This window comes from Mesorhizobium sp. P2_D6, assembly GCF_056404315.1.
Map to the genome: position 1 here is coordinate 508,270 of NZ_JBFUEG010000003.1, position 22,086 is coordinate 530,355.

Below are 22,086 nucleotides of genomic sequence, written 5' to 3' on the forward strand. Positions count from 1 at the left end.
CGAAGTCATGAAGAAGTCCCTCCTGTCGGCTCTCGGGCTGGCTTTCGCCCTTGCTGTCTCGCTGCCGATCATCGGCGCCAGCAGCGCGGACGCAGCTCCGGTGGCGAAGAAGCATCACCACCATCATCATCATCACCACAAGCACCACAAGAAGCATCAACGCCATCATCACCACCATCACCACAAGAAGGTGGAAGCCAAGAAGGCCTGAGCCGGCTGACTTGCCCGATGGGAAGGTTGGCTTTGGAGTCCTCGCCAAGGCCGCCTTCCCATTGGGTTTTGCCAGGCGAGACGTGGCGAGATGAAGACAGGATTTGATGGCGCCCATGCGCCAGAAGGCGAGCAGCCAACGAAGGGCGCAAGGCCGAGGCAGCACAGCGGTTGCGAGTATGCTGCAGGACACCGCGAGTGTCTCAGTGCGTTGCCGAAAACCCGCTAGGATGGCGCCGCGAACGCGAGCACTATCGCGATCAAAATCAACAGCGGTCCCATCCATTTGAAGTGCCTCGCGACCTGCAGCAACCACGGCTGCTGACCTGACCGAGCCTGAAAAGGACTTTGGAGCAGCCCAAAGCCAACGCCTGTCACCCACAGCCCAACGCAGAACATGATGAACTCGTCGATGTAATTTGCGACCACGCCCCGCCTCCTCCGCCGGTATCTTTGGATTGGCGTTATAGCCGCAGCCGGTTGGGGCAGAAAGCGCGGTGCCAAGATGGCGACAATGACTGCTGCCGCCACCTGACATGAGCCGGGGCGGACTCGGTCTTGGCCGGCTATTTTCGGCACACCACCGTGCGACCTTCGCATGGCCTAGCGCGTCTATACCGATGCCACTGACAAGAATGGCACGGTCTATGGCAAGTGCAGCCAGACCGCGCAGGTTTCGCCGCAGGGCAAGATCAAGCTCGCCAAGTAATCGGTCCCCTGATCAAGGAAATGGCGGCCGTCCATGGGACAGCCGCCATTTTCTTTTGTGCGAGGCCTCTTTGTTTTTACGCAATTCCCAAAGGAAAGCGCGTGGCGCTTTTCCCGGGAAAACCGTTCACACTTTTCCTGGAATTGCTCTAGCGCCGGCTGAGCAACAGGCTGGCGACAAGGCCGACTACGACCAGACCCACGGCAGCCGCCGTAGCCGGATGATCGCGCGCCGTCTTTTCAATCGCCCTGCCCTGCTTCCTGATTGCGGGCATGGCATCGCTGATGCGGTCGGCAAGCTGCGCATAGTAGTCGGAGGCAGCATCGCGTCCGTCCTCGTAGTAACCGCCGCCGCGTTTGGCTACAGCTTTCCTCAAAGCAGCAAGTTCCTTGGAAAGGGTCGCGACCTGCTTTTCAAGATCGAGATCGGAGAGGGTCGAAAGCGATGCCATGATTGTTCTTCCTTCTTTCAAGAGAAGGCCAAACGCACGGCCGCGGAACCGGTTCCGATTTTGCTTGCCTCTGGCAATTGCCTAGAGGTCTAGCGCACCTGGTCGAGCAGACGCTTGCATTCGAGAAGGTCGAACAGCGCCTCCTGCAGCAAGGCGCGGTTGTCGCGCGACAGTTTCGACGTGCCGGGCTGGACGGGACCTTCCTCGTCGGTTTTGCCCAGCCCGAAAAAGCGGCGGCTGGGTTTTACCTTGGGCTGGCCGACCAGCATCTCGTCATCCATGCCGCGCGGTTGCGCCGCCGGCGTCAGCGGCACCTGATCGGCCTGCCTGCGCTGCGAGATCGCCTCGACGGCAGCCATGTCGCCATTGCCGATGGCGACCAGGAAATGGTTGCCGTTCTCGCGCAGCAGCTTCTGCACGCCCTTGATCGTATAGCCCTGGTCATAAAGCATGTGGCGGATGCCCTTGATCAGTTCGACATCCTGCGGCCGGTAGTAGCGGCGGCCGCCGCCGCGCTTCATCGGCTTGATCTGGTTGAAACGGGTTTCCCAGAAGCGCAGCACGTGCTGCGGCAGATCGAGATCCTCCGCGACCTCGCTGATGGTGCGGAAAGCGTCGGGGCTCTTGTCCATGGGCGAAATCCTCACGCTGGACGGCGATCCAGCCTAGTCTGCCGAATCGGGTATCATTTCAGCGGTTTATGAAACAACATTCAAGCCCGGCGTCAAACCGGCGGCCGTTTTCAACCGAAGGTTTGGGTGACAAGCTTTTTTCCGATCAACAGCGGGCCAGGCTGGAGAAGTCGGACGGGCAGAAGAAGACCCGGCGGTGCCTGCCAAGCAACAGCACTCGAAAGGGTCAATTCTCATGGAAGGCGAACCGGATTTTGCAGGACGGGATTATCTCTTTGCGTTGGGAGGGGGAGCCATCATTCCCGGAACAATGTCCGTGTTCTGAGCCACCTTTATTCGCCAGCCCGTCCGTTCTTCCTTCACAATCAGAAGCAGGATACCTTTTCGGACTCCAGCGGACGAGCCGTCCGGGGCGGATGCGCCGGTCAGCGTCCATGTGTAGTGAACGGCATTAAGACCGGGCGCTAGTTCAACAACCGACGAGACGTCGCCGTCCAATTGGCTATCACGAAACATACTTGCATGCGTCGCGCGGTGCGCGCCTTCGATCTCTGCGCGGTTCTTCCACCACATACCTACGACATTGACGAAGTTTGCATCGTCGGCGAATAACGCTGCGAAATCGTCCATATCGTGCCGATTCCAAGCATCGGCAAAGGCAGTCGCAACATCCTTAGGTTTGCTGACCGCCGACCTCACGCCCAATTTCCTCCATGCTCTTTCCGCTAAGCTTATAGGAGTTCGAGCCGGACGGCGACAAGCGCGAGCTCAGATTTCAAACTGAGACACTACCAAGGTTTGTGTATCCTTACGCAATTTCCTAGGAAAGCGCTGCGCACTTTCGCGGGAAAAACCGCTTTACACTTTTCCTGGAATTGCTGCGGAAGATTTATTTGCCGCCCTTGGCCTTGCTGTTCTGGTGCGAGCGCAAGATACGGCTCTTCAGCACGTTCGACGACTTGAAGGTCATCACCCGGCGCGGCAGGATCGGCACTTCCTCGCCGGTCTTGGGATTGCGGCCGATGCGTTCGTTCTTGGAACGGACATGGAAGGTGGCGAAGGACGACAGCTTCACCGTCTCGCCGCGCACGATGGCTTCGCAGATTTCGTCCAGCACCGCCTCGACGAGTTCTGCCGATTCAGTGCGCGACAAGCCGACCTTACGATAAACAGCTTCGGCAAGGTCGGCGCGCGTAAGTGTCTTTCCCCCCATGCGACCGTCCCATCAGTTCAAAAACATAAATCGATACAAGCAAAGGCAGAGCCTAAGTAATTGATCCGGCAAGGTCAAGGACCGAACCGGGCCGTTCGGCACTTACCAGCGAACCAGAACCGCGCCCCAGGTGAAACCGCCGCCCATCGCTTCCAGCAGCACGAGGTCACCCTTCTTGATACGGCCGTCGGCGACGGCCACCGAAAGCGCCAGCGGCACGGAAGCAGCTGAGGTGTTACCGTGCAAGTCGACGGTGACCACCACCTTTTGTTCAGCAATCCCGAGCTTCTTGGCCGAAGCGTCAATAATGCGTTTATTGGCCTGGTGCGGCACGAACCAGTCGAGGTCGGCGGCGGTGATGCCGGCCTGCGAAAACGTTGCCTCGATGACGTCGGTGATCATGCCGACGGCGTGCTTGAACACTTCGCGGCCCTCCATCCTGAGATGGCCGACCGTGCCGGTGGTCGACGGACCGCCATCGACGAAAAGCTTGTCCTTGTGGACGCCGTCGGAGCGCAGGCTCATCGCCAGTACGCCACGGTCGGCAATGCCGGTGCCTTCATCCGCTTCCAGCACCAGCGCGCCGGCGCCGTCGCCGAACAGGACGCAGGTCGAGCGATCGCTCCAGTCGAGGATGCGCGAAAACGTTTCCGCGCCGATCACCAGCACGCGTTTGGCGAGGCCGCCTCTGATGTAGAGGTCGGCGGTGGTCACCGCATAGACGAAGCCCGAGCACACCGCCTGCATGTCGAAGGCAAAGCCATGATGCATGCCGAGCCGGTTCTGGATATCGACGGCGGTCGCCGGAAAGGTGTTGTTGGGCGTCGAGGTCGCCAGCACGATCAGGTCGATGTCTGCGGGCGTCAGGCCGGCGCTGTCGAGTGCCGCGCGCGCGGCCGCCTCGCCGAGCGATGCCGTCGTTTCGTCATCGGCGGCGATATGGCGTTGGCGGATACCGGTGCGCTGGGCGATCCACTCATCGGAGGTCTCGACCATGCCTTCGAAATCGGCATTCTTCATGATGCGGCGGGGCAGCGCGGCACCGGTGCCGCSCACGACTGATCTGATCAAAGTGTCTTTCCTATTCCTTTGCGTCGACGGCGGCGTCGGCTTTCCTGTTTGCCTGGGCATGCGGATTGCGCGCATGAAACAGATCGAGATCGGCCTCGATGCGGTCGATCAGATTGTTGCGCACCATATCGTAGCCAAGCTCGATCGCTGCCGCAAAACCATCCGAATCGGCGCCGCCATGGCTTTTTACCACGATGCCGTTCAGACCCAGGAAGACACCGCCATTGGAGCGGCCCGGATCGAGCTTTTCACGCAAACGGTCAAATGCGCCCTTGGCGAAGACATAGCCGATCCTGGCCATCAGCGTGCGACTCATCGCGGCGCGCAGATAGCCTGAGATCTGGCGCACCGTGCCTTCCGCCGTCTTGAGCGCGATGTTGCCGGCAAATCCTTCGGTGACGACCACATCGACCGTGCCCTTGCCGATGTCGTCACCCTCGACGAAGCCGTGATAATTCATCGAAGCCATATTGGCCTCGCGCAGCATGCGCCCGGCTTCCTTGACCTCTTCCTGGCCCTTTATCTCCTCGACGCCGACATTGAGCAGGCCGACTTTCGGCCGGTCGATGCCGAACACCGAACGCGCCATGCCGGTGCCGAGAATGGCAAAATCGATCAGCTGATGCGCATCGGCGCCGATCGTGGCGCCGACGTCCAGCACCACGCTCTCGCCGCGCAGCGTCGGCCAGATCGCCGCGATCGCCGGGCGGTCGATGGTGGCCATGGTGCGCAGGCAGAATTTCGACATCGCCATCAGCGCGCCGGTATTGCCGGCCGAAATGCAGGCCTGCGCGCTGCCAGATTTGACCGCTTCGACCGCCTTCCACATCGACGACTTCCAGCGGCCGTGGCGCAACGCCTGGCTCGGCTTGTCGTCCATCCTGACCGCGATCTCGCAATGGTGGAACTCGCTGATCTCGGCCAGTTTGGGGAATTTGGCGAGCTCGGGGCGCACCATCTCTTCGCGCCCATAGATGATGAAGCGGATGTCGGGACGCCTGACAGCGACCGTCATGAGTGCCGGGATGACCACGTTTGGCCCGTGATCGCCACCCATGGCATCGATGGAAATCCTGATCACGCGGTCTTTATCTCACTAGCTGGGGCCAGGGCGCATGGCCCGCGAAATACGAAACTCGCGAAATAAGGGGGGCTCGCGAAGGTTCGGGGAAAATAGCGGTTTTGGGCTGCCGCACAACCGACTTTTCTCGGATCGCATCCTGTTTTAGGATTTTCCAAGCAAGGATCGCAGCTTTTGCTGGAATTCGTTCTCGACCGGCTCGTCCGGGCCAGCCGCCCCGAGCGAGGCGCCGGACTTGCGCGGATAGGGATCGATCGCCAACCCGAAGAACTGTTCGGCGAGCGCGCCGACGTCGATTGTGTCGCCGGAGAAGGTTTCCGGGCTGTCGGGCCCCTCTGCATCGATCAGTATCTCGCCGCCGCCTTCGAAACCTTGGCGCCCGAGCTTGGATTGCTCGGGCAGGAACAGCGCCTCGACCTCCTCGTCGATATGGGCTACGACCGGCTCAAGGGTAACGATACAGGCCTGGGTGAAATCGGCCTCGACGTGGCCACTAACCTTGACGCCGTTGCGCTTCCATGGCGTCACCAGCAGTTCGGCGCGGTAGTTTTCGACCGAAAGCAGCTCGTGCTCCGCGGCAAGGGCGGCGCGCTGCGCCTTGTCGGCATCGATCACCACCGGTAGGCCTTTTTGCGGCAGGCGACCGACATTGGCCTTGAAGGACACCGGGCTCGGCGTGTCCGCATGTTTCATCTCAGCCTCCCTCTTGATTTCCTTCATTGCGCCTTGGCGACGAGAAACGCCACCGTTCCGGAGAGGATCGACTCGGACGGCTGTGCCGCAAGCTGCCTTGCGGCATCGATCACATAGGACGCCAGCGGCACGGCCTGCGGCCAAGCGCCGGCGTCGGGCCTGACATTGCGCGCCAGGGCGGCAGCAAGCGCATCGTCATCACTGCGTTCCAGCGCATCGTCATAGGCGGCGGTACGGCCGTAGAACATTTTCGCCAGCCTCTTCATGCGCTTCGGCACCCCGACATCGCCAACGCCCAGTTCCCGCAGCGAATGCTCGACATCGAGAAAGAACTCGTCGATCAGCACCTGTGCGACCTCTAGCGCGACACCCTCTTCGCCGCGCAGCCTGTGCTGAAACAGGAACATGTGCAGCGACAGCATCTCGAAACGGCCGAGCGGCGTGTCCGGCACATTCCAGTCGGAATAAAAAACAATCTGCCGCGCCGCTGCCACGATTTGTGCGTAAAGCGCCTCGGTGATAGCGCGGTTGGCGTTGCGTTCGCGGCCAAAAAGGCGCTGGAACATTGAGGGTGGTCTCCTGGGGACCGTTTGTTTGAATTGGCCTTGTTGCATCGGCAAGCAAGCTGGTTTACCGGTTTTGCCGCCCAGCGCAAGTTGCGGTCAGCTAATGGAGTTGTTGTTGCGCGCGCTGAAATTCAAGTCGACTTTGCTGCCCGGGGCTACCGCGGCGGTTTCGCTGGTGTTGGTGGCTTCCGCGCTGTCAGGCTGCAATTCATCCAAAATGTTCGGCGACCTTACCCCGGGCGAGACGCTGACGCAGGGCTATGTCATCGACCAACAGGCGGTAGACTCGGTGCCGGTAGGCTCCAGCCGCGAACAGGTGCTTCTGGCGCTCGGCACGCCGTCGACGACGGCAACTTTCGACAATGAGGCCTTCTATTACATCTCGCAGACGCGCAAGCGCTATGTCGCCTTCGACAAGCCGCACCTGGTCGACCAGAAAGTGCTGGCGGTCTATTTCGGCGATGACGGGCGTGTCACCCAGATCGCCAATTACGGCCTGAAGGACGGCAAGATCTTCGACTTCGTTTCGCGCACCACGCCGACCGGCGGCAAGGACCAGAACTTCCTCAGCCAGATCATCAATGGCGCCAGCAAGCTCGGGCCCGGCATCCCCAGCGGCGGCGCCTAAGAAGCGGCCGCTTCCTCCAAGATTTTCTCGCTTTTTGCTTCCCTCGAAGCAACATCATCTCAGGCGACCAAAAGCCCGCGGGAGCGATCCTGCGGGCTTTTGTTTTGAGGTCACGTCGCCGCCTCGCCCGTCGCGCTTTGCCGCGCTTCCGAAGGCGTCATACCGAAATGCCTGCGAAAAGCATGGTTGAAGGTCGAGGGGTCGCCGGCGCAGGCTGATGGCGGCGTTCGGCATCCATCCCCGCGCTCGGGCCTTCCGCCGCAAGCACAAGCGAGGTGCCTTCGTTGCCGATCTGCGGCGCCTGCGTGGCCTGGCGCCGATGCCTGAGCGCGAGCCTGGCGTAAGCGAATTGCTCGATCGCTACAGCAAGCGCGGCGATGCCGACACCGAGCCGGACGAGAGCTAAGAAAGCTTTCCCGCGTCCGTCCAGCACTCTCAAACAAAAACCCGCGGGATCGCTCCCGCGGGTTTTTCCTAAAGCAGTGGCGTTGCCTCAGCCGTGCGCGAGCACGGCCAGCAGCAACAGCGCGACGATGTTGGTGATCTTGATCGCCGGGTTGACCGCCGGACCGGCGGTGTCCTTGTAGGGATCGCCGACGGTGTCGCCGGTGACCGAAGCCTTGTGCGCTTCGGAACCCTTGAGGTGCTTGACGCCGTCCTTGTCGACAAAACCGTCCTCGAACGATTTTTTCGCGTTGTCCCAGGCGCCGCCGCCCGAGGTCATCGAGATGGCGACGAACAGGCCGTTGACGATGACGCCGAGCAGCGAGGCGCCGAGCGCGGCAAAGGCGGATGCCTTCGAGCCCGAGATCAGCAGCACGCCGAAATAGACGACGAGCGGCGCCAGCACCGGCAGCAGCGAGGGGATGATCATTTCCCGGATCGCCGCCTTGGTCAAAAGGTCGACGGCACGCGCATAGTTCGGCTTGGAGGTGCCGGCCATGATGCCCGGATCCTCGCGGAACTGCTTGCGCACCTCCTCGACGATAGCGCCCGCCGCGCGGCCGACGGCCGTCATGGCGATGCCACCGAACAGGTAGGGGATCAGGCCGCCGAAGATCAGGCCGGCGACGACGTAGGGGTTGGAGAGGTCGAAGGAGATGTCGCCCATGCCCTGGAAGTAGGGATATTTGTCGCCATTGGCGGCAAAGAACTTCAAATCGTTCGAATAGGCGGCAAACAGCACCAGCGCGCCGAGGCCGGCGGAGCCGATGGCATAGCCCTTGGTCACCGCCTTGGTGGTGTTGCCGACAGCGTCGAGCGCGTCGGTGGAGTGGCGTACTTCCTTGGGCAGGCCGGCCATTTCGGCAATGCCGCCGGCATTGTCGGTGACCGGGCCGAAAGCGTCGAGCGCGACAATCATGCCGGCAAGGCCGAGCATGGTGGTGACCGCGATCGCCGTGCCGTAGAGGCCGGCAAGCTGGTAGGTCGAGATGATGCCGCCGACGATGACGATGGCCGGCAGCGCGGTCGATTCCAGCGAGACCGCGAGGCCCTGGATGACGTTGGTGCCGTGACCGGTCACCGAAGCCTGGGCGATCGAGTTCACCGGGCGCTTGTTGGTCCCGGTGTAGTATTCGGTGATCACCACGATGAGGCCGGTCACCACGAGGCCGATCAGGCCGCAGATGAACAGGTTCTTGCCGGTGATGGCCATGCCGGCAACGGTGCCGATCTCGCCCCAGCCGAGGCATACCGAAGTGGCGACGGCGAGGCCGGCGATCGACAGCAGGCCGGTGACGATCAGGCCCTTGTAGAGCGCGCCCATGATCGAGCCGTTGGAACCGAGCTTGACGAAGAAGGTGCCGACGATCGAGGTCAGGATGCAGGCGCCGCAGATGGCCAGCGGATAAAGCATCGTAGCACCGAGAACCGCCGTGCCGCCGAAGAAGATGGCGCCGAGAACCATGGTGGCGACGACCGTCACCGCATAGGTTTCGAACAGGTCGGCAGCCATGCCGGCGCAGTCGCCGACATTGTCGCCGACATTGTCGGCGATGGTGGCCGGGTTGCGCGGATCGTCTTCGGGAATACCGGCTTCGACCTTTCCGACCAGATCGCCGCCGACGTCGGCGCCCTTGGTGAAGATGCCGCCGCCGAGACGGGCGAAGATCGAGATCAGCGAAGCGCCGAAGCCGAGCGAGACCAGCGAGTCGATGACGATGCGGTCATTGGGCTGCAGGCCCATCGGGCCGGTCAGGATGAGGTAGTAGATCGAGACGCCGAGCAGTGCCAGGCCCGCCACCAGCATGCCGGTGATGGCGCCCGACTTGAAGGCGATGTCGAGGCCGGCGGCGAGGCTGTTGGACGCTGCCTGCGCGGTGCGCACATTGGCGCGCACCGAGACGTGCATGCCGATGAAGCCGGCAGCACCCGAGAGCACGGCGCCGATCAGGAAGCCGACCGCTGCGGTGATCGAAAGCAGCCACCAGGCGAGAATGAGCACGACCACGCCGACCATGGCGATGGTGGTGTACTGGCGCGCCAGATAGGCCTGCGCGCCTTCACGAATGGCGGCGGAGATTTCCTGCATGCGTGCGTTGCCCTGATCGGCTGCAAGAACCGAACGTGTCGCCCAGATGGCGTAAAGGATTGAAAGCAAGCCGCAGGCGATGACGGCGTATAGGATGGTCATTGCCGAATTTTCCTCGATTGGTGGCCCAAAAGAACCCCTCCCTGGGCCGTTGGTGCGGGGAGCGGATAAAGCCTAGGCGGAATCCGTCCTTCGCAGCGGTGTATGCGAAACAGGGCTCGGAACGTCAAGATATTGTTCGGTTTTTGCCCGGCTTTCAGCCAAAAGGTTTAGGCCAGAACATTCCCGCCGCTTATGCCTTGCTATTAGATCGATTGAAATGACGCAGCGTCATTCAACCGTGGCGTGCGGCCTGGCCGCAAATCATTCGCCGGTCTCTTGCCCCATGCGGCGCGCGGTGTAGCGCTCGATGGCCGACAGGCCGTCATAGATCAGCACTGCAAGGGCAGCGACGATCAGGCCGCCTTGCAGGACGAAGGCGAGGTTGTTGGACAACAGGCCGGCGATGATCACCTCGCCCAGCGTCTTGGCGGCAACCGTCGAGCCGATCGTCGCGGTGGCCAGGCTGATCACCACCGACAGCCTGATACCACCCAGAATGATCGGAGCGCTGAGCGGCAGTTCGACCTTGATCAGCCTTTGCCAGCCGGTCATGCCGGCGCCGCGCGCAGCCTCCATGACATTGCCCGGCAGCGTCGTCAGCCCGGTCAGCGCGTTCTCGAAGATCGGCAGCAGGCCGTAGAGGAACAGTGCGATCAGCGTCGGCTTCTCGCCGAAACCGACGGCGGGCACAGCCAGCGCCAGCACCGCCACTGGCGGGAAGGTCTGGCCGATATTGACCAGGCTGCGCGACAGCGGCAGGAACTCGGCGCCCGCCGGCCTGGTGACCAGGATGGCAAGCGCAACCGCGACGATGGTGGCGGCTACAGTAGCGATCAGCACCGTCCTGAGATGCAGCAGTGTCAGCGTCAGCAGGCTGCCCTGATTGTAGATCGCCGGCGCATTGTTTTCGGTCAGCGGCTTCAGCAGCGGCTCGAACCAGCCGGGATTGGTGACGAAGGCTATGAGCAGCACCACCAGGGCAAGCCTGAGCAGTGAAGGCAGCCAGGCTTTCATGCCGGCCTCGCCGCGCGCTTGACCAGCCCGTCGACGGTGACGCGGCCGAGCGGCTTGCCGTCATCGCCCTTGACCGGCAGCGCCGGTCGGCCCGACCACAGAAGCTCCGCCAGCGCGTCGCGCTGGCTGGCGTCACCGGGGATCGCCTCGCCTTCGGCGGTGCCCTGCTCCACGGCGTCGCGCACGCGGCCGAGCGAGAGCAGCCGGAACGGCTTTTCGCTGGCGCCGACCAAGGTTTCGACGAAGGCACTGGCGGGCCTGGCCAGGATCTCTTCCGGCTTGGCGTATTGCACCAGCTTGCCGGCATCCATGACGGCGATCTTGTCGCCCATATGCACCGCCTCTTCCATGTCGTGGGTGACGAGGATGATGGTGGTGCCGAAGCGTTTCTGGATCGCCAGCAAATCTTCCTGCGCCTTGGTGCGAATGATCGGGTCGAGCGCGCCGAACGGCTCGTCCATCAGAAGCACATTGGGTTCGGCAGCAAGCGCACGGGCGACGCCGACGCGCTGCTGCTGGCCGCCGGAAAGCTCGTGCGGATAGCGCGGGCCATAGGCCTGAGGGTCGAGCTGGTAGAGCGTCATCAGCTCGTCGACGCGGGCTTTGATGCGGTCCTTGTCCCAGCCGAGCAGCACTGGCACGGTGGCGATGTTCTGCGCCACCGTTCGGTGCGGGAACAGGCCGTGGCCCTGGATGGCGTAGCCGATGCTGCGGCGCAGCTCGTAGCCCGGCAGCGAGCGGTTGTCGTTGCCGTCGAGCTTGATCACACCAGCGGTCGGCTCGACCAGCCGGTTGATCATCCGCAGCAGCGTCGTCTTGCCGGAGCCGGAGGTGCCGACGATGACGCAAACCGTGCGCGGCTCGATGACCATCGAGACGTCGTCGACCACGGTCGTTGCGTCATAGCGCTTGGTAATGCCTTCGATCTCGATCATGCCGTTTCAACCCTGCGCTTGGTGGCGGTCATTTCGATCACTGCGTCGAGGATGATAGCCGCGGCGAAGGCCAGCGCCACCGTCGGCACGGCGCCGAGCAGCACCAGGTCCATCGCCGTCTGGCCGACGCCCTGGAACACAAACACGCCGAAGCCGCCGCCGCCAATCAGAGCGGCGATGGTGGCCAGGCCGATGTTCTGCACCAGCACGATGCGGATGCCGGTGAGGATGACCGGAAAGGCCAGCGGGAACTCGACGCCGAACAGACGCTGGCGGTCGGTCATGCCCATGCCGCGCGCGGCATCGTTGGCCGCCCGTGGCACGCCGGCAAGGCCGACCACGGTGTTGGCCACCACCGGCAGCAGCGAATAGAGGAACAGAGCGACGAAAGCCGGCGCGGTGCCGATGCCTCTGATACCGAGCGCCGCAGCACCTGGAACATGCGCGGCCACCCAGCCGAGCGGCGCGATCAGCAGGCCGAACAGCGCGATCGAGGGTATGGTCTGGACGATGTTGAGCACATTGAGCACGCCGGCGCGCAACCGTTCGACGCGATGGCACAGAATGCCGAGCGGCAGGCCAACGATCACCGCGGCCGCCAGCGAGCCCAGCGCCAACGTGATGTGCTTGGAGCCTTCGGCCCAGAAACTGTCGGCGCGGTTAGCATATTCCTTAAGGATCGACAGGCTGTCCCATTGCCCCGAGATCAACAGCAAGCCGATGGCGAGCGCCGCTATGACGAGCACCCCAACGCGGGCCAGCGGCGACAGGTTGAGCCTTGTCAGCACATCGGCCAAAAGCAGCGTGAAGGCGAAGATCAGTAGCCAGAAGCCGGAGGCCGGCGAGATGCGGGCGAAGGTGTTGCCCGCCGGCGTCAGGAAGGTGCCGGCAACGCCGATCAGGATGGCAAGGGCAACAAGCGCCACCACGCTGGCGGCCAAGCGCAGCACAAGAGGAGTCTTCAGCAAGGCAATGATCGCGGCCACGACGACGATCGCCAGCAGCAGCGGACCGATGGCCGGAGGCAACGCCTCCAGGATCGAACGCGCCTCGCCTGGCACGATGCGGTTGGCGCGGAAGGTGGCGAGCGAGGCGAAGAACGCTGCATAGGCAACGATCGCCGCGATGACGATGCCGAGCTTGTCCAAACGAAGGGTCATGGATGCCCCTCATGAGAGGCGATTGGCGCAGGTCGGCGTGAGAGCCAATCTCCCCCCCTGCGGGGGAGATGGCCGGCAGGCCAGAGGGTGGTGTGAAGGATCGCCAGCTTTCGACCGTCGGTTCGTTCGGAAGCAACCTTATCAAAGTGCGCAGCTGTGATGGGTTGAGGTGTCAGCGGGACAGCACCCCCCTCTGTCCTGCCGGACATCTCCCCCGCAAGGGGGGAGATCAGCAGCTTCCAGAGTGGAGCGCCTTGCACCGGTGTCACTATGAGCTACGCGCTGACTACTTCAAGAACCCGTTCTTCTTCAGGAAGTCCTCGGCAACGCCTTTGACCGGCTCGCCGCCGACCTGGACGCGGCCGTTGAGATCCTGCAGCGTGACGAGGTCGAGCTTGGCGAAGACCGGCTTGAGCAGCGTCTCGATCTCGGGGTGCTCCTTCAGCACGGCTTCACGGATGATCGGCGCCGGCTGGTAGACCGGCTGCACGCCCTTGTCGTCGTCGAGCACGACCAGGCCGGACGGCGCGATACCGCCGTCGGTGCCGTAGACCATGGCGGCGTTGGCGCCGTTGGTCTGGTTGGCGGCCGCGCCAATGGTCGCCGCGGTGTCGCCGCCGGACAGCGTGATCAACTGGTCCGGCTTGAGCGTGAAGCCATACGTGGTCTGGAAGGCCGGCAGGGCTGCCGCCGAATTGACGAATTCGGCCGAGGCGGCCAAAACCACCTTGCCCCCACCCGCGACGTATTTGCCGAAGTCGGAGAGCGTCGCCAGCTTGTTGGTCTCGGCAACCTCCTTGCGCAGCGCGATCGCCCAGGTGTTGTTGGCCGGCGACGGCGACAGCCAGACGATCTTGTTGGCGTCGTAGTCGAGCTTCTTGGCGGTCTCATAGGCCTTTGCGGCATCCTTCCAGACCGGATCGTCGGCCTTCTCGAAGAAGAAGGCGGCGTTGCCGGTGTATTCGGGATAGATGTCGATCTCGCCGGCGGTGATCGCCTTGCGCACAACCGGTGTGCCGCCGAGCTGGATGCGGTCGGTGGTCTTGATGTTGTTGGCGTTCAGCACCAGCTGGATGATGTTGCCGAGGACACCGCCCTCGGTGTCGATCTTCGAGGAAACGACCACCTGGGCGTTGGCGGAAGCCGCTGTGATGCCGAGCGCCAATGCCGCACTGGCCAGAACCTTGACTGAAAACATTGTGAAATCCCTTGCTTTGAACCGGAATGCGGTGGCCGCATATGAGCATGGCTTCAACGCTCCGTCGGGGCACACGGTTTCATAACAACGGGCACAGACGCAATAATTTTGTGCCGTCGCCGCGATTTCGGCCGGCGCCATGCTGACAGGCCGTGTCAAGCAAGATGATCTCGGGCGCCGGCTTTGCGCAATCCGGTCAGCTTGAGCGCACCCAGCGCCACGAAGCACAGTGCGACGACCGGGAAGACGAGCCAGTTCAGCATCTCCCAGCCCCAGGCATTGTAGACCGCGCCCGACATCAGCGAGGCGAAAGCGACGGAGCCGAACAGGACGAAATCGTGGAAGCCCTGCACCTTGCTTTTTTCGGAGGGGTGGTAGCTGTCGGCGACCATTGAAGTGGCGCCGATGAAGGCGAAATTCCAGCCGAGGCCAAGCAGGATCAGTGCCGTCCAGAATTGCCATAGATGCAGGCCTGACAGCGCTACCGCGGCGCAGCCGATCAAAAGGATCAGGCCGGCGGCGACGACGCGTTCGGCGCCGAAGCGATGGATCAACGAGCCGGTGAAGAAACTCGGCGCAAACATCGCCATCACGTGCCAGGAAATGCCGAGCGTGGCGTCATCCGTCGACAGGCCGCAGCCGACCATGGCCAACGGCGCGCCGGTCATGACGAAGCTCATCAGCGCGTAGCTGCCGACGGCGCACAACAGCGCCGCGACGAAGCGCGGCCGGGTGACGATGTCGGATAGCGGCCGAGCGTCGCTGTACGCAACTTCGGCGTGGCCGGCGGCCTTGGCCGGGATGCGGAGGAACGACAGGATAATGGCGCCGACCGCAGCCAGCACCGGGATGGCCACGAAGGATCCGGCAAACATCACGGGCGCCAGCAATTCGCGGGTGAAGATGACGATCTGCGGCCCGAGTATGGCGGTGATGATGCCGCCGGCCAGCACGAAGGAAATGGCGCGCGCCTTGAATTCTGGCGGTGCGTTGTCGGCGGCGGCGAAGCGGAACTGCTGAACAAAGGCGCCGCCGACACCAATCACCAGCAGTGCGAAAGCGAACAGCCAGAAGCTCGCCTGATACAGCGCCAGCGTGGAGACAACTCCGCCGAGTGCGGTGACGATGGTGCCGGTCATGAAGCCGCCGCGCTGGCCGAGCCAGCGGATGATGGCGGCGGCCGGCAAGGCGCCGAGCGCCACGCCGATATTGAAGCCAGTGATCGGCGCGGTCGCCAGCGACTTGTCGGGGCCGAGCAGATATTGCCCGGCCAGTCCGCCCATGGAAATGGCGATCGGCGCGGCAGAGCCGATGATCGCCTGCGACGCCGCCAGGATGATCGCCGTGCGGCGCGCTTCCCTTGCTGCCCCGGCGACCGCGTCGGTCACGACGCGTCCTTGCCGCGCCCCTCACCGCGCACGCGGCGCGACACGCGATCGAGCACGGCGTTGGTCAGCTTCGGCTCCTCTTCCTCGTAGAAGGCCTTGGCGATGTCGACATATTCCGAAACGATGACGGCCACCGGCACGTCGTCGCGCTTCATCAGTTCATAGACGCCGGCGCGCAAGATGGCGCGCAGCGTCGAATCCAGCCTGGACAGCGGCCAGTCCTCGGTCAGCGCCTGGCGGATGATCGGATCGATGGTCTTCTGGTTCTCGACGACGCCGGTCAGGATGGCGCGAAACCATTGCGCGTCGGCCTCGCGATAAAGCGCGCCGTCGACTTCCTTGCCGAGCCGGAACGCCTCATATTCGGCGGTGATCTCGAAGACGCCGCTGCCGGCCACGTCCATCTGGTAAAGCGCCTGCACGGCGGCCAGACGGGCAGCGCCACGCTTGTTGGCATGGCGCGGACCGGGCGAAGCGGGTTCGCTCACGATTGCGCTCCCAGTTGCTCTTTGAGCGCGATCATGGTGAGTGCCGCGCGCGCGGCAAAGCCGCCCTTGTCGCCTTCCGTGCGCTTGGCGCGCGTCCAGGCCTGCGCATCATTCTCGGTCGTCAGGATGCCGTTGCCGATCGGGATCGCTTCCTGCACGGACAGATCCATCAGCGCACGGCTCGATTCATTGGCAACGATATCGAAGTGATAGGTGTCGCCGCGGATGATGGTGCCGAGCGCGACAAAGCCGTCATAGTCCTTGCCGCCCTCGCCCATGCCGTCCAGCGCAAACGTGATCACGGCTGGAATTTCCAGCGAACCGGGAACGGTGACGACGTCATAGGTCGCGCCGGCTTCGTCGAGTGCGTTCGTTGCGCCGTCGAGCAGCGCGTCGGCAAGATCGTCATGGAAACGTGCCTCGATGATCAGAAGGTGGGCCTTCTTCTTCGGGCGGATGAACGCTTTGCCGTGTTGGGATGTGCCAGCCATAAATGTCTCCGGGGGTCGCCGGTGACTTAGGCCGAAGCGGCCGCATTCGCAAGCTTTGTCCGAAGGGCCAGACCAATTTCCGTGCTACCTCGACCTCGGGAGCGGGCATTCGCGAACTGCGCCCGACAATGAAAATAGTTCAGGACCGATGTCGACTTTCGGGAGGCACATTCGTCTTGTGATAGGAGGCGGAAGAAATTCGCCCAGGCAAGGAACGAATGCGATGACAATCACCATCACGGCCTTTGAGCGATCGCCCGATGGCGGCAAGGGACTGGCGCGCGATACGCGCGTTCGCTGGGCGCTCGAGGAAGTGGGCCAGCCCTATGAGGTTCGTCTCGTGTCCTTCGCGGGGATGAAGGCGCCTGACCATCTGGCCATCCATCCCTTCGGCCAGATCCCCACCTATGAGGAAGGTTCCCTCCGCCTGTTCGAGACCGGCTCGATCGTCTTTCATCTTGCCGAGCAGCATGCGGGGCTGCTGCCTGGGGATCGCGATGCGCGGGCGCGCGCCATCACGTGGATGTTTGCCGCCCTCAACACTGTCGAGCCACCGATCCTCGAACTGACGACGGCAAGGATATTCGAAGCCGACAAGCCCTGGAGCAAGGAGCGCTTGCCCCTGGTAAAGGACCGTGTTCGCGCCCCGCTGGACAAGCTTTCGGCTCATTTGGGCGCCGCCGACTGGCTCGATGGTGCGTTCAGCGCGGGCGATTTGTTGATGGTATCCGTGCTGCTGCGGCTGAGAATGTCAGGCATCCTGGACGAATATCAAAACCTGGCTGCCTATGTCGCGCGCGGAGAAGCCCGGCCCGCTTATATCAGGGCTTTCTCCGCGCAATTTGCGGTCAACGCCCCATCAGCCAGTTGAAGCCGCCTGAACGCTACAAACCCTCTTTCGCCGCCTCGACCAAGCGCGCGGCGTAGCGGGCCATGGTGTCGATCTCGAGATTGACGCGGTCGCCGACCTTGCGCTCGCCCCAGGTGGTGACGGTCAGCGAATGGTGGATCAACAACACGTCGAAGCGGGTGCCTTCGACCTTGTTGACGGTGAGCGAGGTGCCGTCGAGCGCGACCGAGCCTTTGGGCGCTATGAATTTCGCCAGTTCGCGCGGCGCCTCGAGCGTAAAGCGCACGGCGTCGCCCTCGTCCTTGCGCTCGACGATCTCGGCCATGCCATCGACATGGCCGGAGACGATGTGACCGCCGAGTTCGTCGCCGATCTTCAACGCCCGCTCCAGATTGATCCGGGTACCGGTTTTCCAGCCCATTGCTGTCGTCAGCCGAAGCGCCTCTTCCCAGGCCTCGACCTCGAACCAGCGCGCATTCGAGCCGCTGTCCGGCAGCGCCGTCACCGTCAGGCAGACTCCCCCGCAGGAGATCGAGGCGCCGATGGCGATGCCTTGCGGGTCGTATGCGGTATCGATGCGAAGGCCCACCCCTTCCCTAAGCGGCCGCACCGAGGCGACGGTGCCGACATCCGTAACAATTCCGGTAAACATCAGAAATCTCTATCTTTCGGTTTGACCATGATCTTTCCCAAAAACCGGTTCCCACTTTTTGGGATCATGGTCGTATCCATTCCGCATAGCTGTCTTCGCCGAAGCGCATCTCGCGCAACTTGCGGAACCCTGCCGGGATATGGTCGGCGTCGATGGGCGACGCAATGCCGTCCTCGCCGATCGCCTCCGGCCCCTGGAACAGCACGATGCGGTCGACCAGCCCCTCGGCGAGAAAGGCGCTGGCCACTTTGGCGCCGCCTTCGACCAGAACGCTGGCCATGCCGAGCGCGCCGAGATCCTCAAGCAGTTCCGGCAGAGCCACCCCGCCTTCATGGGTTTCGGTGCCGATGAAGCGCACGCCGGCACGCTCCAGCACCGACCGCCGCAACGGGTCGGCCTCCAGGCAGGCGGCGATAAAGAGCGGCACCCGGTCGATGCCGGAGACCAGCTTCGAGGCTTCCGGCAGCCGGATCTGGCGGTCGAGCACGATCCGCGCCGGCGAGCGGTTCTCCAGCCCCGGCAGCCGCACGGTAAGCGCCGGATCATCCTCCAGCGCCGTGCCGATGCCGACCAGTATGGCGTCGGCCTCGGCCCGCATCAGATAGACTTCGCGGCGTGCAATATCGCCGGTGATCGTAACCTGGCCGGCGCCATGCATGCCGATCTTGCCGTCGCTGGAAAGCGCAAGCTTCAGAATCACTTCCGGACGCTTTTTCAGCGATCGAGTGAGATAGCCGGCCATCTGCTCGGCGGCTTGCGCGGCCAGCACCCTTTCGACCACCTCGATACCGGCGGCGCGCAGGATGGCGTAGCCCTTGCCGGAAACGCGCGGATCGGGATCGCTCGCCGCCCCCACCACCCGCGCCACGCCGGCATTGACCAGCGCGTTGGCGCAGGGCGGCGTGCGGCCGTGGTGGGCGCAGGGCTCGAGAGTGACGTAAGCTGTAGCGCCGCGCGCGAGCTCGCCCGCCTCAGCCAGCGCCTCGGTCTCGGCATGCGGCCGGCCGCCGACGGCGGTGACGCCGGTGCCGACGATCATCGGTCCGGCGCCGTCATCGCGCACGATGATCGTGCCGACCGAAGGGTTGGTCGAGGTGCGGCCAGCATTTCTGCGCGAGAGCCGCAGCGCGGCCGCCATGAAACGGCGATCGAGAGCTTCCTGCTCGGCTTTGCCAGGCGCTGCCATGCTCAGCCGGCGTCCTCTTCGCTCTTCAGCTCGTCACCTTTGAGTTCTCCCAGCACGTCATGGAAATCCTTGGCCTCGCGGAAATTGCGATAGACCGAGGCGAAGCGGACATAGGCGACGTCGTCGAGCGACTTCAGCGCCTCCATGACGAGACGGCCGACCTCGCCCGAGGCGATTTCCGTCTCGCCGGAGCTTTCGAGCTGGCGCACGATGCCGGTCACCGCGCGGTCGATGCGTTCGGGATCGACATTGCGCTTGCGCACCGCAATCTCGACCGAGCGCAGCAGCTTGTCGCGGTCGAACGGCACTTTGCGGCCGGACTTCTTCACCACCACGAGGTCGCGCAACTGGACGCGTTCGAAGGTGGTGAAACGGCCACCGCAATCGGGGCAGACGCGCCGCCGGCGGATCGCCGCGCCATCCTCGGCGGGGCGCGAATCCTTCACCTGCGTATCTTCGGACTGGCAATAGGGACAGCGCATGGAGAGCCTTCGGGTTGGCGATTCTGGCTAGATCAGGATGACGTTTGGTTGAATGACCGAATCGGTATCCTGATCTATCTCTTTGTTGAGCATGATCTTTCCCGAAAACCGGTTCCCACTTTTCGGGATCATGCTTTAGACGAGAGGCTTAGAGGTTTTTGCCGGGACCGGCAAAGGTTCGGCAAAGGCCGCTCGCTCCCTCAGAGATAGCGAGGCGCGAGGAAAATTGCCAGCCGCGCCAGATACGTCAGGGCGCTACGTCCTTGGTCGGGAAGCCGCAGGACGTTCCGAGGTTGCGGTAAGCCTTGGTGAAACCATCCATCGGGATGCTGGCGACAGTTTGCTTGCCGAACGTCACATCGAGCGAGATGACCTGGCGCATGGCACGCAGCAGCGCGAGGCTGGTCTTGGCCTGGTTGTCGACTGTCCAGCTCGGGCGGCCGGCGGCATCATTGGAATAGACCGTCGCGGAAACCTTGACGCCGGGGTCGCCGAAGGTCGCCGCGATCTTCTTGCCCGTCGGTAGCTCCTTGTTGGCGACCGTGATCATGATGGCCGGATAGGCGTCGGGCGGCAGGGCGTCGCCGGTCGAGATCGAAAGCGTCAGCGTGCCCGCATTGCCGCTGCCATCGAGAAAGGCGGTAGAGGCGGCGCAGGTCTTGTGCGAATCCTGGCCGGTATCGAGCGCATCGATGATGGTGGTCCACCTGCCAAAGGTGGTGGTCGCCGGCATATCCGTGCTCGGCTGCGTCTGCTCCTGGGCAACCGCGCCCGACACAGTGAAAGCGGCAAGCGAGCCAAAGAGGGCCAGAATGGCAGGACGGTACACATGCATCATCAAATCTCCAACAGGCCGCGCCGCCCGAACAGGAGCGGCGCGGAGCGCGGGATAAAAGACGACGCGCGGCGTGCGGTCAACCGAGATAGGGATAGAGCGGGAAACGATCGGTCAGCGCCATGACCTTGGCCTTCACCGCCGCCTCGACCGCGGCATTGCCTTCGTCGGAATTGGCAACCTTCAGCCCGTCCAGCACCTCGGCGATCAGCTTGCCGATCTCGCGGAACTCGGCCTGGCCAAAGCCGCGCGTGGTGCCGGCCGGCGTGCCAAGGCGAACGCCCGAGGTGACGAAAGGCTTTTCCGGATCGAACGGGATGCCGTTCTTGTTGCAGGTGATGTTGGCGCGGCCGAGCGCCGCCTCGGCGCGCTTGCCGGTGGCGTTCTTGGGCCTGAGGTCGACCAGCATCAGATGGTTGTCGGTGCCGCCGGAGACGATATCGAGGCCGGTTTCCTGGAGGCTCGACGCCAGCGCCTTGGCGTTGGCGGCAACGCTCTCGGCGTACACCTTGAAGCTCGGCTTCAGCGCTTCGCCGAAGGCGACCGCCTTGGCTGCGATAACATGCATCAGCGGTCCGCCCTGCAGGCCGGGGAAAACGGCCGAGTTCATCTTCTTGGCGATGTCCTCATCATTGCACAAGATCATGCCGCCGCGCGGGCCGCGCAGCGACTTGTGCGTCGTCGTCGTGACTACATGGGCATGCGGCAGCGGTGAGGGATGCACGCCGCCGGCGACGAGGCCGGCGATATGGGCCATGTCCACCATCAGATAGGCGCCGATCGCGTCGGCGATCTCGCGAAAGCGCTTCCAGTCCCACACGCGCGAATAGGCGGTGCCGCCGGCCAGGATCAGCTTCGGCTTGGTCTCATGCGCGGTCTTCTCGATCGCGTCCATGTCGAGCAGATGGTCGTCCTTACGCACGCCGTAGGAGACGACCTTGAACCACTTGCCGCTCATGTTGACGGGCGAGCCGTGGGTCAGATGGCCGCCGGAATTCAAATCGAGGCCCATGAAGGTGTCGCCGGGCTGAAGCAGCGCCAGGAAGACCGCCTGGTTCATCTGGCTGCCGGAATTCGGCTGGACATTGGCGAAGTTGCAGCCGAACAGCTTTTTGGCGCGCTCGATGGCTAGTTCCTCCGCGACATCGACGAACTGGCAGCCGCCATAGTAGCGCTTGCCCGGATAACCCTCGGCATATTTGTTGGTCATGATCGACCCCTGCGCCTCGAGCACAGCGCGGGAGACGATGTTTTCCGAGGCGATCAGCTCGATCTCGTGGCGCTGACGACCGAGTTCGTTGCGGATGGCGCCGAAAATATCCGGATCGGCATCGGCAAGCGTGGTTTCGAAGAAAGATTCGAATTTGTTCGACGCTGCCGCTGCAGTTGCCATGGCCTGAAATCCTCCGGTTCGGGGCAATTTACCTATGCATATCGCTGCCCCAAAACCGCTGCGCAGTTCTGGGCGACACGCATTGCCGCGCCATTAACACAGTTGTTTTGGCCTCGCCACGTTTG

26 protein-coding genes are annotated in these 22,086 nt (G+C 63.2%); 4 read left to right on the forward strand and 22 right to left on the reverse strand.

Features of this window, described 5'->3' with window-relative positions; all coding sequences use genetic code 11:
• The first annotated feature begins 7 nt into the window (after positions 1-7).
• Positions 8-211, forward strand: a complete 204-nt coding sequence (locus tag AC1D1L_RS08945) for a hypothetical protein (RefSeq protein WP_477340553.1) — start codon at positions 8-10, stop codon at positions 209-211.
• Positions 212-435: 224 nt separating this feature from the next.
• Here the strand turns inward: AC1D1L_RS08945 and AC1D1L_RS08950 are convergent, their stop codons facing one another.
• The 9 genes from AC1D1L_RS08950 to AC1D1L_RS08990 all read right to left on the reverse strand — a co-directional run bounded on the left by AC1D1L_RS08950 (position 436) and on the right by AC1D1L_RS08990 (position 6,626).
• Positions 436-639 (reverse strand): hypothetical protein, encoded by a 204-nt coding sequence (locus AC1D1L_RS08950; protein WP_352591216.1) that lies wholly within the window; start codon positions 637-639, stop codon positions 436-438.
• A gap of 428 nt (positions 640-1,067) precedes the next feature.
• Positions 1,068-1,370, reverse strand: a complete 303-nt coding sequence (locus AC1D1L_RS08955; protein WP_352560376.1) for a hypothetical protein — start codon at positions 1,368-1,370, stop codon at positions 1,068-1,070.
• A gap of 89 nt (positions 1,371-1,459) precedes the next feature.
• On the reverse strand, positions 1,460-2,002 hold the full coding sequence (locus AC1D1L_RS08960; protein ID WP_477340555.1) for a MerR family transcriptional regulator: 543 nt from the start codon (positions 2,000-2,002) through the stop codon (positions 1,460-1,462).
• 267 nt (positions 2,003-2,269) lie between these two features.
• Complete coding sequence (locus AC1D1L_RS08965) at positions 2,270-2,701, reverse strand: SgcJ/EcaC family oxidoreductase (RefSeq protein ID WP_477340557.1); 432 nt, start codon at positions 2,699-2,701, stop codon at positions 2,270-2,272.
• A gap of 190 nt (positions 2,702-2,891) precedes the next feature.
• On the reverse strand, positions 2,892-3,215 hold the full coding sequence (locus tag AC1D1L_RS08970) for an integration host factor subunit alpha (RefSeq protein ID WP_006201891.1): 324 nt from the start codon (positions 3,213-3,215) through the stop codon (positions 2,892-2,894).
• A gap of 102 nt (positions 3,216-3,317) precedes the next feature.
• Positions 3,318-4,286 carry a beta-ketoacyl-ACP synthase III gene (locus AC1D1L_RS08975; RefSeq protein WP_477340559.1) on the reverse strand — a complete coding sequence of 323 codons (969 nt, stop codon included), beginning with the start codon at positions 4,284-4,286 and terminating at the stop codon, positions 3,318-3,320.
• Between the two features lie 10 nt (positions 4,287-4,296).
• Positions 4,297-5,367 carry a phosphate acyltransferase PlsX gene (gene plsX, locus AC1D1L_RS08980; RefSeq protein WP_112561328.1) on the reverse strand — a complete coding sequence of 357 codons (1,071 nt, stop codon included), beginning with the start codon at positions 5,365-5,367 and terminating at the stop codon, positions 4,297-4,299.
• Positions 5,368-5,511: 144 nt separating this feature from the next.
• Positions 5,512-6,060, reverse strand: coding sequence for a YceD family protein (locus AC1D1L_RS08985; protein WP_477340561.1), 549 nt, complete (start codon positions 6,058-6,060; stop codon positions 5,512-5,514).
• 23 nt (positions 6,061-6,083) lie between these two features.
• Positions 6,084-6,626 carry a ubiquinol-cytochrome C chaperone family protein gene (locus tag AC1D1L_RS08990; RefSeq protein WP_477340563.1) on the reverse strand — a complete coding sequence of 181 codons (543 nt, stop codon included), beginning with the start codon at positions 6,624-6,626 and terminating at the stop codon, positions 6,084-6,086.
• 115 nt (positions 6,627-6,741) lie between these two features.
• Between AC1D1L_RS08990 and AC1D1L_RS08995 the strand changes: the two genes are divergently transcribed.
• Both AC1D1L_RS08995 and AC1D1L_RS09000 read left to right on the forward strand, forming a co-directional pair.
• Positions 6,742-7,254 (forward strand): outer membrane protein assembly factor BamE, encoded by a 513-nt coding sequence (locus AC1D1L_RS08995; RefSeq protein WP_477340565.1) that lies wholly within the window; start codon positions 6,742-6,744, stop codon positions 7,252-7,254.
• A 217-nt stretch (positions 7,255-7,471) separates the two neighbouring features.
• Complete coding sequence (locus AC1D1L_RS09000; RefSeq protein ID WP_477340566.1) at positions 7,472-7,660, forward strand: hypothetical protein; 189 nt, start codon at positions 7,472-7,474, stop codon at positions 7,658-7,660.
• Positions 7,661-7,747: 87 nt separating this feature from the next.
• Here the strand turns inward: AC1D1L_RS09000 and AC1D1L_RS09005 are convergent, their stop codons facing one another.
• The 8 genes from AC1D1L_RS09005 to ribH form a co-directional block, all read right to left on the reverse strand.
• Positions 7,748-9,889, reverse strand: a complete 2,142-nt coding sequence (locus AC1D1L_RS09005; protein ID WP_436259613.1) for a sodium-translocating pyrophosphatase — start codon at positions 9,887-9,889, stop codon at positions 7,748-7,750.
• Between the two features lie 261 nt (positions 9,890-10,150).
• Complete coding sequence (locus tag AC1D1L_RS09010; protein ID WP_192253270.1) at positions 10,151-10,903, reverse strand: ABC transporter permease; 753 nt, start codon at positions 10,901-10,903, stop codon at positions 10,151-10,153.
• On the reverse strand, positions 10,900-11,838 hold the full coding sequence (locus AC1D1L_RS09015) for an ABC transporter ATP-binding protein (protein ID WP_112561324.1): 939 nt from the start codon (positions 11,836-11,838) through the stop codon (positions 10,900-10,902). The genes AC1D1L_RS09010 and AC1D1L_RS09015 overlap by 4 nt, the downstream gene beginning before the upstream one ends.
• On the reverse strand, positions 11,835-12,998 hold the full coding sequence (locus tag AC1D1L_RS09020) for an ABC transporter permease (protein WP_477340569.1): 1,164 nt from the start codon (positions 12,996-12,998) through the stop codon (positions 11,835-11,837). Before AC1D1L_RS09020 ends, AC1D1L_RS09015 begins: the two co-directional genes overlap by 4 nt.
• Before the next feature lie 286 nt (positions 12,999-13,284).
• Complete coding sequence (osmF, locus tag AC1D1L_RS09025; RefSeq protein WP_436259610.1) at positions 13,285-14,196, reverse strand: glycine betaine ABC transporter substrate-binding protein OsmF; 912 nt, start codon at positions 14,194-14,196, stop codon at positions 13,285-13,287.
• A 155-nt stretch (positions 14,197-14,351) separates the two neighbouring features.
• Positions 14,352-15,584, reverse strand: coding sequence for an MFS transporter (locus tag AC1D1L_RS09030; protein ID WP_477340571.1), 1,233 nt, complete (start codon positions 15,582-15,584; stop codon positions 14,352-14,354).
• On the reverse strand, positions 15,581-16,072 hold the full coding sequence (gene nusB / locus AC1D1L_RS09035; protein ID WP_112562963.1) for a transcription antitermination factor NusB: 492 nt from the start codon (positions 16,070-16,072) through the stop codon (positions 15,581-15,583). Before nusB ends, AC1D1L_RS09030 begins: the two co-directional genes overlap by 4 nt.
• Entirely contained in the window at positions 16,069-16,563 is a 495-nt protein-coding gene (gene ribH, locus AC1D1L_RS09040) for a 6,7-dimethyl-8-ribityllumazine synthase (protein WP_203280035.1), read from the reverse strand. Before ribH ends, nusB begins: the two co-directional genes overlap by 4 nt.
• Positions 16,564-16,786: 223 nt before the next feature.
• Between ribH and AC1D1L_RS09045 the strand changes: the two genes are divergently transcribed.
• Positions 16,787-17,434 carry a glutathione S-transferase family protein gene (locus AC1D1L_RS09045; protein ID WP_477340767.1) on the forward strand — a complete coding sequence of 216 codons (648 nt, stop codon included), beginning with the start codon at positions 16,787-16,789 and terminating at the stop codon, positions 17,432-17,434.
• A 13-nt stretch (positions 17,435-17,447) separates the two neighbouring features.
• Here AC1D1L_RS09045 and AC1D1L_RS09050 read toward each other — a convergent pair whose 3' ends face one another.
• The 5 genes from AC1D1L_RS09050 to glyA form a co-directional block, all read right to left on the reverse strand.
• On the reverse strand, positions 17,448-18,065 hold the full coding sequence (locus AC1D1L_RS09050) for a riboflavin synthase (protein WP_477340573.1): 618 nt from the start codon (positions 18,063-18,065) through the stop codon (positions 17,448-17,450).
• Between the two features lie 64 nt (positions 18,066-18,129).
• A complete protein-coding gene (ribD, locus tag AC1D1L_RS09055; RefSeq protein ID WP_477340575.1) occupies positions 18,130-19,251 on the reverse strand; it encodes a bifunctional diaminohydroxyphosphoribosylaminopyrimidine deaminase/5-amino-6-(5-phosphoribosylamino)uracil reductase RibD in 1,122 nt (373 codons plus the stop codon).
• Positions 19,252-19,253: 2 nt separating this feature from the next.
• Positions 19,254-19,733 carry a transcriptional regulator NrdR gene (nrdR, locus tag AC1D1L_RS09060; RefSeq protein WP_477340577.1) on the reverse strand — a complete coding sequence of 160 codons (480 nt, stop codon included), beginning with the start codon at positions 19,731-19,733 and terminating at the stop codon, positions 19,254-19,256.
• Positions 19,734-19,980: 247 nt separating this feature from the next.
• Positions 19,981-20,568, reverse strand: coding sequence for a hypothetical protein (locus tag AC1D1L_RS09065; protein ID WP_477340769.1), 588 nt, complete (start codon positions 20,566-20,568; stop codon positions 19,981-19,983).
• A gap of 79 nt (positions 20,569-20,647) precedes the next feature.
• The gene (gene glyA / locus AC1D1L_RS09070) at positions 20,648-21,961 is read right to left on the reverse strand and encodes a serine hydroxymethyltransferase (RefSeq protein WP_477340579.1); all 1,314 of its coding nucleotides are present in this window, start codon (positions 21,959-21,961) and stop codon (positions 20,648-20,650) included.
• Positions 21,962-22,086 lie beyond the last annotated feature (125 nt).

What these genes read in the sequence shown, in the direction of transcription:
- AC1D1L_RS08970 (WP_006201891.1), bottom strand. Translation starts at nt 3,215, where the DNA reads ATGGGGGGAAAGACACTTACGCGCGCCGACCTTGCCGAAGCTGTTTAT.
- AC1D1L_RS09065 (WP_477340769.1), bottom strand. Translation starts at nt 20,568, where the DNA reads ATGCATGTGTACCGTCCTGCCATTCTGGCCCTCTTTGGCTCGCTTGCC.
- AC1D1L_RS09015 (WP_112561324.1), bottom strand. Translation starts at nt 11,838, where the DNA reads ATGATCGAGATCGAAGGCATTACCAAGCGCTATGACGCAACGACCGTG.
- ribH (WP_203280035.1), bottom strand. Translation starts at nt 16,563, where the DNA reads ATGGCTGGCACATCCCAACACGGCAAAGCGTTCATCCGCCCGAAGAAG.
- AC1D1L_RS08945 (WP_477340553.1), top strand. Translation starts at nt 8, where the DNA reads ATGAAGAAGTCCCTCCTGTCGGCTCTCGGGCTGGCTTTCGCCCTTGCT.
- AC1D1L_RS09020 (WP_477340569.1), bottom strand. Translation starts at nt 12,998, where the DNA reads ATGACCCTTCGTTTGGACAAGCTCGGCATCGTCATCGCGGCGATCGTT.
- ribD (WP_477340575.1), bottom strand. Translation starts at nt 19,251, where the DNA reads ATGGCAGCGCCTGGCAAAGCCGAGCAGGAAGCTCTCGATCGCCGTTTC.
- AC1D1L_RS09000 (WP_477340566.1), top strand. Translation starts at nt 7,472, where the DNA reads ATGGCGGCGTTCGGCATCCATCCCCGCGCTCGGGCCTTCCGCCGCAAG.
- AC1D1L_RS09045 (WP_477340767.1), top strand. Translation starts at nt 16,787, where the DNA reads ATGACAATCACCATCACGGCCTTTGAGCGATCGCCCGATGGCGGCAAG.
- AC1D1L_RS09005 (WP_436259613.1), bottom strand. Translation starts at nt 9,889, where the DNA reads ATGACCATCCTATACGCCGTCATCGCCTGCGGCTTGCTTTCAATCCTT.
- glyA (WP_477340579.1), bottom strand. Translation starts at nt 21,961, where the DNA reads ATGGCAACTGCAGCGGCAGCGTCGAACAAATTCGAATCTTTCTTCGAA.
- nrdR (WP_477340577.1), bottom strand. Translation starts at nt 19,733, where the DNA reads ATGCGCTGTCCCTATTGCCAGTCCGAAGATACGCAGGTGAAGGATTCG.
- AC1D1L_RS09010 (WP_192253270.1), bottom strand. Translation starts at nt 10,903, where the DNA reads ATGAAAGCCTGGCTGCCTTCACTGCTCAGGCTTGCCCTGGTGGTGCTG.
- osmF (WP_436259610.1), bottom strand. Translation starts at nt 14,196, where the DNA reads ATGTTTTCAGTCAAGGTTCTGGCCAGTGCGGCATTGGCGCTCGGCATC.
- AC1D1L_RS08955 (WP_352560376.1), bottom strand. Translation starts at nt 1,370, where the DNA reads ATGGCATCGCTTTCGACCCTCTCCGATCTCGATCTTGAAAAGCAGGTC.
- AC1D1L_RS08990 (WP_477340563.1), bottom strand. Translation starts at nt 6,626, where the DNA reads ATGTTCCAGCGCCTTTTTGGCCGCGAACGCAACGCCAACCGCGCTATC.
- AC1D1L_RS08985 (WP_477340561.1), bottom strand. Translation starts at nt 6,060, where the DNA reads ATGAAACATGCGGACACGCCGAGCCCGGTGTCCTTCAAGGCCAATGTC.
- AC1D1L_RS08960 (WP_477340555.1), bottom strand. Translation starts at nt 2,002, where the DNA reads ATGGACAAGAGCCCCGACGCTTTCCGCACCATCAGCGAGGTCGCGGAG.
- AC1D1L_RS09050 (WP_477340573.1), bottom strand. Translation starts at nt 18,065, where the DNA reads ATGTTTACCGGAATTGTTACGGATGTCGGCACCGTCGCCTCGGTGCGG.